Origin of the sequence: Mesorhizobium sp. ES1-3 (assembly GCF_020164795.1) — a bacterium.
Classification (GTDB): Bacteria; Pseudomonadota; Alphaproteobacteria; order Rhizobiales; family Rhizobiaceae; genus Mesorhizobium.
This window is the reverse complement of record NZ_JAIUGW010000008.1, coordinates 44,378-53,433: the sequence shown is the minus strand read 5'-3', so window position 1 is coordinate 53,433 and position 9,056 is coordinate 44,378. Positions and strand designations below refer to the sequence as shown.

Here is a 9,056-nt window from a genome sequence, read left to right as displayed (position 1 = left end):
GAGAGCCTGTCGATGTCTAGCGGTTCGCCAACTGCGAACTTGTCAACGGCCGACAGCTTCGGCTTCCGGGCTTCCTAGTTGTCGGCTCTCGGAACGAAGTAGTTGGTGGTGACCGCATCGCTGCCTATCCCCCGCGTGACTTGAACCGCGGCGTAGCCCTCCGGTGGCATCGAGCCGGTCGCCGTCTGGTCGATCTGCTTGCATCGACCGATCATTTCGCCGTTGGGCCACGGTGCCAATCTGACTTCAAGTGCCGCCTGGCATTCCTCCATCGATGGGTAGACGACGGGGCGCGACTCCGTGGGCCGACAGAGCGATGCGCTGCATGAAAGCATAACCATCACCGCCGCGGTTGCCGGATCCATGGAATTCTCCTGTTGGCCGACAATGAACGCGCAATAGGCCGCGAGGTTTCATGCCGGTGACAGGACCGGGCGCTCGCGATGGCCACTCACGTTTTACAAAGGCCCAGCGCTTCGGTCTCTGGGCCTTTGGGGAGAAATGTTGGGAACGTTAAAGGCCAAACGAGGATATCGTCCAAGCGTTTTCGTAGCCAAGACGCGGCTTAGCATGCGTTGCGTCGGTCCGGGTTGATGTGGCGGTTCCCGTTGCATTGCAGTCCAATTTTGCCGCCACTGCCGCCTTGATCGACAGACGAGCACATGCCTTGTCAGCGGTGACTCTTGCCTTTTTTCCATGCGCCGCAGCGACACTCGACCCGGCGAGGACGAGCGCCAGGCAAACAAAGGCGATCTTCATCAGGATCTCCTATTTTAGTATCGGCTAATTTAAAGTTAACGTAACGTTAACTTGCCGTCAATCGCGAGCGAGGTCCTGGGCGGAAGCCACCTTCCTCCTGCCCGGCAGGATCACGGCCGGTTCTTACCTGTCCCGGATTGTGTCCGAATTGATGGGAGAGGATCGGGAGCGACCCGACCAGATTCCGTTCACGCTAGGTTGATTGAGATCATCTGCTTGGTTCCCGCTCATGGGCTCGAACCACGATTCACGCCTTCAAAGGGCGCTGTCCTACCATTAGACGAAGCGGGAGAAGCAGGACGTTATGGCGCCCAGGCAGCTTGCGGTCAATTCGGGAAATTGTTGACCGGTTCTTCGCAGCGATAGACCGGGCAGTCGCCGTCGCGGGACGGGACATAGGCCGACATCGGCACTTCAGGCCAGTCGCACTCGTTGCCGAACTGCCTGACATAGCGGTCATAGGTGTTGGCGCCGGTGGTCAGCACCACGGCACGGTGGCTCTGGATCATGGCCCGGATCTCGCCGCAGTCCATGGAGCGGCTGTCGGGCCGGGCATCGGCCAGACCGGTCGCCGCGAGCACGACGCCCATGGCCGTCAACAGGGTCGGAATACGAGCGGACATGGAGGTTCTCTTTGGTTTGACACGATTGCGCGCGGCCGGTCCGGATTAGCGCTGGAATGACCGCATCCATTGTCGCACACAACCCGCATCGTGTCCGTTGGTTCCGCGACAGGCCGTGCGGCGTGCGCCTTCGGGCGCGGCGCCGGCGGCCGCGCAACCAAATCGGGCGTCGCGCATTGCTGGGCATGGACGGCAGGAAGCCTTACGAAACACCGCAATGGCGGCCCGGAAACGAGGGCCGTGAGGCGATGTGCTGTTCCTTCTGCGGCGGCCGAGACCATGGTTTCGAGGAGTGTCCGCGAAGAGCCGATCCTTTCCGGCCTGGTGAACCCGACGGCGAGTCTACATCGGAGGAATCAGCCGGCTGATCCGAGGTGGCCGTGGCGGTGGCTAACCGGCCCCCGCCTTGACCTTGCCGAAGAAATCGATCAGCGCGGCAGCCGTTTGCCCGGGCGCTTCTTCGGGAAAGAAATGTCCGCCTGACATCGCGTGGCCACGCACGTCGTCAGCCCAGTTCCGCCATAGCGCCAGCGGTCCGCCTTCGCCGGCATACCATTCGGCGAGCGCGCCTTGCCCGCTCCACAAGGCCAGAACCGGGCAGGCGATGCGTCGGCCGGCGGCTTTGTCCGCCCGGTCGTGTTCACGGTCGAGCGTTGCCGCCGCCCGGTATTCCTCGCAGATCGCGTGGATATGGGCGGGATCGCGCAAGGCATCGATATAGGCTTGGCGGATGCCGGCGGGAAAGACATCGGGCGACGAACCCCAGCCGCCCAGCGCATTGTCGATGATGGCATCGGCGGCGCCCGCCAGCATCTTTTCCGGCAAGGGCTCGGGCTGCGCCAGCAACGACCACGGCCAGTAGCCGAGGGCCAGCCGGGCATCGGCCCGGTCCCAGGCGTCGGCCGTGGGCACGATGTCGAGCACGGCGAGTTTCTCGATACGATCTGGATGATCGAGCGCCAGGCGGTAGGCGACACGCCCGCCGCGGTCATGGCCGGCGACCATGAAGGAGGTAAAGCCGAGTTCCGCCATCATCGCCACCATGTCCGACGCCATGGCCCGCTTGGTGTAGGGCGCGTGATCGGCGCTCGATGCCGGGCAGGCGCTGCGGCCATAACCGCGCAGGTCGGCGCATATAACGGTGAAACGCTCGGCGAGCACCGGCGCAATATCGCGCCACATCAGATGGGTTTGCGGAAAGCCGTGCAGCAGAAGCACCGCCGGTCCGCCACCCGCGCTGCGCACGAAGATGTCGGCGTCCCCGATGTCGACGTCCATGGCTTGGAAATGCTCGAACATGGCCGGCCTCCGGCACAGGCAACGGTTGGAGAACGGGGTTGGTTGCAGCGCCTTTTGCGCAAGCGACGGCTATTTGCGCCGCCGACAAGTGGTCCCGGCTGAGCCGGGCGCCACGCTGATCGTGCTGATCGTGGTAGGGCTTCTGCACCGGCTCGAACCCAGGCAGAGCTTTCGGAAGAGGGCGACAAGAAAGCCGCACCGGCTCCAACGGCCGGTCCCGCGAACAGGCCTCTCTTCGCCAACCCCTGGGGCCAACCCTTGGAGCCAACCCTTGGAGCCAACCCTTGGGGCCAACCTTTTGGGCCGACGGGCGTTGTCCCCATGAAGGGAAAGGCCGCCGCGGGCGGCTGTTCAACGAAGGAGGCCGAGATGAAACCTCTCGCCATTGCGTCATGCGCCATTATGCTGGCCCTGGCGGTCCCGGCTGTGGCACAGACGGTTCAGCAGGCGCCGGACCAGCAGGCCGACAAATGCCGGGCGCAAACGGATCAGGGCGGCAAGCAGCAGCCCGGCGGCGGCGGCCTGAGCGAAAAGCTCAACGATTGCGGCGGCGTGTTGAAGCCGCCGGCCACTGGCGATCAGGGCATGGCCGCGCCGGCGCCCGACGAAGGCAAGACGCCGATAATCAAGCCGGGCGAAGTGCCGCCCCAGCCCCCGAAGCAGTAGAGCTTGTCAGGCAACATTGCCATCGCGGCAGCGGAACCTCGCAGATCAGGAGACGTTTCTATGGCAAAACCGGATCCGGGAAGGATGAGAATGTGAAAGATATTGCCAGGATCGCTACGTTGCTTGTCTCTATTGCCGCCGTGATCGTCCTGATGCTGATGGCGCCGAAGAGCGTCGGCTTCGAGAGTTCCCACCCGATCGTGGACGGCGATCTGCCCACACAATGATCGAAGCTGGGATCGAACCCAGTTCCGCGAAGCAGGCGAGTACGCCTGCTTTTTGTGGGCTTGCTTGACTTACCTGACCAGAAGGCCGGCGTGCTCGCACAGCGCGGTGAAGGCCTCCTGCGCCTGCGCCTGCGCCGCGCTTTCATCGTTCTCCAGCGCCGACTCGACCTTTCCGCGCGCGGCCTGGTAGAAAGGGCCGCGCTTGGCGTGTGGCCAGTCGATCAGGATTTCACTGGCGTCTTGAAGCGTGGCCACCTCACGGATCGTGTCCGAGCCATGCGGCTTGACCCGCAGCGGTGTCGACAGCATCAAATCGGCCATTGTTTTTCCCGCTATTGGAGGATGCGCGCCTCGCGCGCGGCGTCGATCATCGCCCGCATCGCCTTTTCCGGCGGCGCCCAGCCATCCAGCGCATCGCGGCAGCTGCGCAGTGCCGCCCGGTAGCGCCGGCCTCGGCCGGCCGGCCAGTCACCGAGGCATTCCAGCCCCTCCCAGGCGCTGCGCACCACGCGCTCCCGCCCGTGGAAGAACTTCAAGCGGATCGGTCGGGGAAACATCTTGTCGTTCAACGGTCGTCTCCATGAATCGTGCATGTCGGCCAAGACCCGGGCAGGACCATGCACAGAGGAAGCGGCGGATAACGTCGCCGCCAGGGCAGGGTTCCAAGCCCGAACGATCAATTTTCAATCTGCTTTCAGTCGCGCGCGACGGCGTCCGACAACTGCCTGGGCACGGGCAAATCCGCGCCCTGAGCCTGTGGCCGGTCATGCTCGAACTGCTCGGCGTCGGGCAAGGCATGCAGCCAGGGTTCGCGCCGGCCGGTCCACAATTCATATTGCGGTGCCAGGTCCGTCGGTGCGACGTCGAGGCTGCCGAGCATCACCTCGGCCTCGTTGTCGTCGACCCAGGCGAGGCGGCTGCCGCAGGTCGGGCAAAAGCTGCGTGTGCCGTAGCTGGCCACTTCGCCCGATGTCTCGAAGGCATCGCGCGGCCAGATGGCAAAGGCCGAATAGACCGAACCGCCCGCCTTGCGGCAGTCCTTGCAGTGGCAAAGACCAACCCGCGACGGCTGGCCGGTGACGACGAACTGCACGCCGCCGCACAGGCAGCTGCCGGTCCTGCGTGTTATCTCGGACATGGTTGCGCCCTCCGTTTTCGCCTGCATGGCTTTGTCAGTTTGGCATGCCACGAGCCGACAGATGTTCGTCCGCCATTTCGTTGGCCAGAAACCGGGAAAAAGACATCCTGTTCGCCGGGCCCGGTTGACGCGGCCCACGGCATCCCCAACGCGACGCCGGCGAAATGGTTGCCGCCTCGCGGCCCTTTCTATCCGCGCGCGGCCATGTGGTTGTCGAGCTTCTTGCGCGAAGGACCGTAGCGCTTGATGATGGTCTGGGCCTCGCTCTGCGGAATGCCGTATTTGCGCGCGAAGTCGGCGACCTCGTAAGTCTCCTCGCTCGAGACCAGCTTGCGGTCCTGTTTGGTCTTCGATTTGTCGTCGGGCATGTCGGGCCTCACTTTCTGTAAGCCGCATGGTCGCGCGGACGCCTAGATGTCGCGGTCAGACATAACACGGATCGGCCATGCTGGTTCCATGGCGGGGTGGCGGTGACCGCCAGCGCTTACCGCCGGCCCGGTTCAGGCCGATGGAGGGGCCGGGTCGGCGCTGTGGCTGTCGGTCGCGCCGCATTCGGCGCAGGGCGCGCTGGCGCCGGTGCAGCCGCGGTAATGCGTGCCGGCGGGACAGCAAAGGCCGTTGGAACTCGTCCAGCGCGGGCACTGGAAAGCCTGTCCGGTGCCGCCGCAGCCATCGCACTCCAGAACCGGTGACCTGACCAGATAGGACTTCGTCCCCAAGCTGATACTTGCGCCCAAACTCAACCCGCCCAAAATTACTGCACAGGACACGCCGTGCATTAGCCCCGGCTAACGATATCACGTTGCTGGTTACCGACAAGTTTCAGCATCGTTAATCGTTCGTGAACGCCTGGCGCGTGTCGCGGCGGCCGGCAAACCGGGAGGAAAATCGCGGGTCCATGAAAAATCGCTGGCCATGAAAAATCACTGGCAGATGTCGGATCCGCGCGCGGCGGCGCGTCCTTGGGGCTGATGAAACTGGAGGAATACAACCATGTCTCAAATCGCAGAATCGCCGTGGCAGACCGCGGCCCTTCTCGTTGCCCGCGTGATCTTCGCCGCCGTCTTCCTGATGGCGGTGACCTTCAAGTTCATGGGCATGGAGGCCACGGCAGGCTATATCGCGGCCGCCGGTTTCCCGTTCCCGCTCTTCCTCGCCTGGTGCGCGGCGATCCTGGAGGTGGCGCTGGTGCTGTGTTTTCTGAGCGGCGCCTGCTTTTCGCAGGCCGCCCTGGTCGCCGCCGCCTATGTGCTGTTCCTGGCCTTTGCCTTCCACGGACCCAGCCATTGGACCGGCAACCAGGCCGAGTTCGGCTTCTTCGTCGACCATTTCTCGTTCCTGGCCGGACTGCTGTTCGCGGCGGTCCACGGACCGGGAAGAATTCTGGCGCTGAACCTGGGATGGCCAGGCAGGGCCTAAAGCCCGCGCGGGGCAGGGAGATTTAAGGAGGGCCTTACATCTGATCGTTATAGGGCTCCTTCATCTGGCCGACCATGCGGGCCAGCTTCGAAAAGGACGGCATGTCCGCCTCCGGTTGGCACTGGTTGGCGAGTTCCAGCAGCCGGATCGGAAAATTGACGGCGTCGCGGCTCGACGCCGACATGCCTCCGGACCGCTCCTCGCCGGTTTCCGAGGCCTCGGCCTTGCGCAGGGCGATATCGATCTCCTCCGATGTGAGCACCCCCTTTTTGACCAGGACTTGGTTGATCGAGGCGACGGCCATCAGCAGACCTTCGAGTTGCAGGTTGGCGACGTTCATGGATTGCTCCCTCCAATGATCGCAGTGGAAACGCGTCAGCGGCGTTTCCGATCCCAGGACGCTGGTCGGCCGGAAGCGTCTACTCCTGCGTCAGGCGCTCGCCATATTCGCGCCACAGCGCCCTGACCTCCAGGCTGCCGAGGCGCGGGATCGAAGGATCGCCGCAGTCTATGGCAACGGTGCCGATGTCGTAGTTGGGATAAGCGCCGGCGACGAAGCGGATCGCTTCGCCAAGCGAGTGCACCCGGATGATCGGATCCGCCTGGCCCTGGCCAGTGCTGCGCACACCGGAAACCGTGGCCGGAGCGTGCCGCATCCTGAAGACGGATGCCATGGCTGGTCTGTCCATCGTCCTCTCCACAAGGCCGTGCGACGGGAATCATTCCATGAGCTGGCGCTGATGATTTCACAGGAACCGGCTGATGAAAAGCCGGGTGGATGTCAGGGCCGGCGTCATGCTCTTTCGGTCGAATGTGAATTTTTTCCTAGAAACGCGTTGACCCGGTGAGGGCGGCCATGCTACATATTCGTCCATGGTGCTGATTTGCGCCAACGACCCGCCACCAAGGCGGGTTCTGTGTTTTTGGCGCCATGCCAGAGGACGCGGCGCGCTGCTGAGGGTTGGACGTCGGCGGGACAGCGCCCCCCTCTGTCCTGCCGGACATCTCCCCCACGAGGGGGGAGATTGGATGCCTCAACGGCTTTCGCCAATTTCCAACGTCTGATGGAGTGGCGAGGCGCCAAAGCTGCCGATCTCCCCCCATGTGGGGGAGATGTCCGGCAGGACAGAGGGGGCGCGAAGGAACGCGGCGTTGCAGGTGCCCCCGCACCCCTTCTTCCGTCACTGTTTCTCAGGGAAACTCCCATGACCCGCTATGCCACCATCATCACCGGCGATGACGGCCTCGAGGTCGTCAGCGCCATCGGCGAATTCGAGGGCGCGGCGCCTCGGGCGCGGCTCGGCCGTGTCGAGGAAGTCGCGGCCGGCGTGCTGATCGGCATGGTGCGGGAGGCGGCGGGCGGTTTCCGTCTTCCGCAAGCAGGCATCGACAGTCGCGCTGTCGGTCTTGTCATGGCCAGGCTGAAGGCGCGGGCCAATGCTGCAAAACCATCAAGCGCTGCAAAACCTGCCGGAAGGCCGAAGCGTGGCAAGCGGGCCAGAAAGAAAGTCACCCGCTCGAAGAAGCGCGCCAACCAAGCCAAATCGGCGCCGAAAGCCGGCACGACGGCTTCCGCCAGCGGCGCCCAGCCAAATGCCATGGTGCCGGCCAATGGCTGACGAAGCCGATGCCGGGCCGAAGCGCGCCAAGACAAGGCCGGCGAGGCGCAAGCCATCTATCGCGCCGCCGGCTTCCGCGCCTCGTCGCAAGCGGACGAAGAAGACACTGGGCGACGATTTTCTTGCCGCCGTGCGCGCCGATTTTCGCGCCCACGGCGCCGGCGTCCTCGCCGAGGTGCGGGCAGACAAGCCGGACCAGTATCTGAAGATCGTGCTTTCGGTGCTGCCCAAGGACATCGATGTCGCCATCAACCAACTGGACGTGCTCTCGGATATATTGTTCGAGGTGATCGTGCGGAAGTTCAGGCCAGCTGGGGAGGAATGATTCTGGGCCTTGCCTGGCGTTGAGAATCTGCGGCTCGGTCGAGCCAAAGCCCGCCTTGGCTCGCGCCGGGGCGGGCTTTTTGCGTTTGTGGCTTCTGAGGTGGCCCAAGGCGCGTTTGAATGGATCGAGGCGACGCGCGCTCAGGTCTTCATCTTCATGTCTGCCGTTCTCCCGGTGCCCGGCGGGCTTGCGTGACATGCCTCAGGCCAGAATGTTGACGGCTCGAGCCGCGACAAGCGCGATCGTCAGCAGTGAGATCATGGCCTCGCCCATCATGAGCAGCTTGGCGCGTTGGGAGAGCGGCAACGTGTCGGTTGGCGAAAACGCCGTTGCATTGGTGAAGGCGAGGAAGAAATAATCGACGAAGCCCGGCAGCCAGTCGCGGATTTCGCGGTCGCTCAGGGTCATTTGCGGAAACAGGAAATCGGCATGGGCGCGTGTGACGAGGCCGCAGGTCGGCGGCCCGCCCCGGTCGGTGCTCCAGAACCACAAGGCGAAGACGATGACGTTGGTTATCCAGATGTTGAGCGCGTCGACCAGCAGCGTCTGGCCGCTGGAGCCGGCGTGGCCGGCCAGCAAGGCACGCACCAGGAACACCAGGGAGCCGCAGTTCATGACGCTGACGACGCCGGTCATCACCAGAGCCGTCCTACGGATCATGACTCGAAACCGGCCAACCAGGTACCAGTGCTCCTCCTCGACCGCTTTCTGGGTGGCGGCCTGCGTCCAGGCGGTGGCCACGGACAGGGGTACGAGCAGGGCGGCCTCCAGCCCCGGCGCCAGCCAGCGTGGGCCGAACGAAAGATCGTTGATCACCAGAAGCTGCAGGCAGATGATGACGAGGACCGCCGCGCGCGCCAGCCAGAAGTCGAGCGCGCGGTGGTGGATGACGGCATGCTGGTGACGCATCGAGTATCCGGGATGTTCAAGTGGGATCAGTGTGCGGGCTGTTCTGCCCGGTGTCGGCAATGAGAGGACGTA

At 64.1% G+C, this 9,056-nt stretch carries 16 protein-coding genes and 1 tRNA gene; 5 read left to right on the top strand and 12 right to left on the bottom strand.

Translation table 11 applies throughout. From position 1 onward, the window contains the following. Window positions 1-74: 74 nt before the first annotated feature. The 5 genes from LB536_RS13495 to LB536_RS13475 all read right to left on the bottom strand — a co-directional run bounded on the left by LB536_RS13495 (window position 75) and on the right by LB536_RS13475 (window position 2,681). Window positions 75-365 carry a hypothetical protein gene (locus LB536_RS13495; protein WP_224593072.1) on the bottom strand — a complete coding sequence of 97 codons (291 nt, stop codon included), beginning with the start codon at window positions 363-365 and terminating at the stop codon, window positions 75-77. Window positions 366-513: 148 nt separating this feature from the next. Beyond that, window positions 514-759 (bottom strand): hypothetical protein, encoded by a 246-nt coding sequence (locus LB536_RS13490; protein WP_224593071.1) that lies wholly within the window; start codon window positions 757-759, stop codon window positions 514-516. 217 nt (window positions 760-976) lie between these two features. After that, a tRNA-Gln gene (locus tag LB536_RS13485) sits at window positions 977-1,050 on the bottom strand. A gap of 35 nt (window positions 1,051-1,085) precedes the next feature. Further along, the gene (locus LB536_RS13480) at window positions 1,086-1,382 is read right to left on the bottom strand and encodes a hypothetical protein (protein ID WP_224593069.1); all 297 of its coding nucleotides are present in this window, start codon (window positions 1,380-1,382) and stop codon (window positions 1,086-1,088) included. 390 nt (window positions 1,383-1,772) lie between these two features. Beyond that, window positions 1,773-2,681, bottom strand: a complete 909-nt coding sequence (locus LB536_RS13475) for an alpha/beta fold hydrolase (protein WP_224593067.1) — start codon at window positions 2,679-2,681, stop codon at window positions 1,773-1,775. 369 nt (window positions 2,682-3,050) lie between these two features. Here LB536_RS13475 and LB536_RS13470 point away from each other — a divergent pair, with 369 nt between their 5' ends. Together LB536_RS13470 and LB536_RS31085 are read left to right on the top strand one after the other, a co-directional pair. Then, the gene (locus tag LB536_RS13470; protein WP_224593501.1) at window positions 3,051-3,347 is read left to right on the top strand and encodes a hypothetical protein; all 297 of its coding nucleotides are present in this window, start codon (window positions 3,051-3,053) and stop codon (window positions 3,345-3,347) included. Between the two features lie 92 nt (window positions 3,348-3,439). Beyond that, window positions 3,440-3,574 (top strand): hypothetical protein, encoded by a 135-nt coding sequence (locus LB536_RS31085; protein WP_263489072.1) that lies wholly within the window; start codon window positions 3,440-3,442, stop codon window positions 3,572-3,574. 69 nt (window positions 3,575-3,643) lie between these two features. Here the strand turns inward: LB536_RS31085 and LB536_RS13465 are convergent, their stop codons facing one another. The 4 genes from LB536_RS13465 to LB536_RS13450 form a co-directional block, all read right to left on the bottom strand. Further along, complete coding sequence (locus LB536_RS13465) at window positions 3,644-3,895, bottom strand: DUF982 domain-containing protein (RefSeq protein ID WP_224593065.1); 252 nt, start codon at window positions 3,893-3,895, stop codon at window positions 3,644-3,646. 11 nt (window positions 3,896-3,906) lie between these two features. After that, on the bottom strand, window positions 3,907-4,143 hold the full coding sequence (locus LB536_RS13460; RefSeq protein WP_140763463.1) for a DUF982 domain-containing protein: 237 nt from the start codon (window positions 4,141-4,143) through the stop codon (window positions 3,907-3,909). Between the two features lie 125 nt (window positions 4,144-4,268). Beyond that, the gene (locus LB536_RS13455) at window positions 4,269-4,712 is read right to left on the bottom strand and encodes a GFA family protein (RefSeq protein WP_224593063.1); all 444 of its coding nucleotides are present in this window, start codon (window positions 4,710-4,712) and stop codon (window positions 4,269-4,271) included. Window positions 4,713-4,900: 188 nt separating this feature from the next. Further along, complete coding sequence (locus tag LB536_RS13450) at window positions 4,901-5,080, bottom strand: DUF3606 domain-containing protein (RefSeq protein ID WP_140763456.1); 180 nt, start codon at window positions 5,078-5,080, stop codon at window positions 4,901-4,903. A 625-nt stretch (window positions 5,081-5,705) separates the two neighbouring features. Here LB536_RS13450 and LB536_RS13445 point away from each other — a divergent pair. Further along, complete coding sequence (locus LB536_RS13445) at window positions 5,706-6,131, top strand: DoxX family protein (protein WP_224593061.1); 426 nt, start codon at window positions 5,706-5,708, stop codon at window positions 6,129-6,131. Between the two features lie 34 nt (window positions 6,132-6,165). On the opposite strand, the gene LB536_RS13440 is transcribed toward LB536_RS13445, so the two are convergent. Beyond that, a complete protein-coding gene (locus tag LB536_RS13440; RefSeq protein WP_140809810.1) occupies window positions 6,166-6,471 on the bottom strand; it encodes a hypothetical protein in 306 nt (101 codons plus the stop codon). 79 nt (window positions 6,472-6,550) lie between these two features. After that, window positions 6,551-6,820, bottom strand: a complete 270-nt coding sequence (locus LB536_RS13435) for a hypothetical protein (RefSeq protein WP_140809808.1) — start codon at window positions 6,818-6,820, stop codon at window positions 6,551-6,553. Window positions 6,821-7,336: 516 nt separating this feature from the next. On the opposite strand from LB536_RS13435, the gene LB536_RS13430 reads away from it, so the two are divergent. After that, window positions 7,337-7,750: a hypothetical protein gene (locus LB536_RS13430; RefSeq protein WP_224593059.1), complete on the top strand. Its 414-nt coding sequence runs from the start codon at window positions 7,337-7,339 to the stop codon at window positions 7,748-7,750. Next, on the top strand, window positions 7,743-8,075 hold the full coding sequence (locus LB536_RS13425) for a hypothetical protein (RefSeq protein WP_224593044.1): 333 nt from the start codon (window positions 7,743-7,745) through the stop codon (window positions 8,073-8,075). The genes LB536_RS13430 and LB536_RS13425 overlap by 8 nt, the downstream gene beginning before the upstream one ends. Window positions 8,076-8,276: 201 nt before the next feature. Here the strand turns inward: LB536_RS13425 and LB536_RS13420 are convergent, their stop codons facing one another. Continuing rightward, window positions 8,277-8,984, bottom strand: a complete 708-nt coding sequence (locus tag LB536_RS13420) for a hypothetical protein (protein WP_140809804.1) — start codon at window positions 8,982-8,984, stop codon at window positions 8,277-8,279. Between the last annotated feature and the right edge of the window lie 72 nt (window positions 8,985-9,056).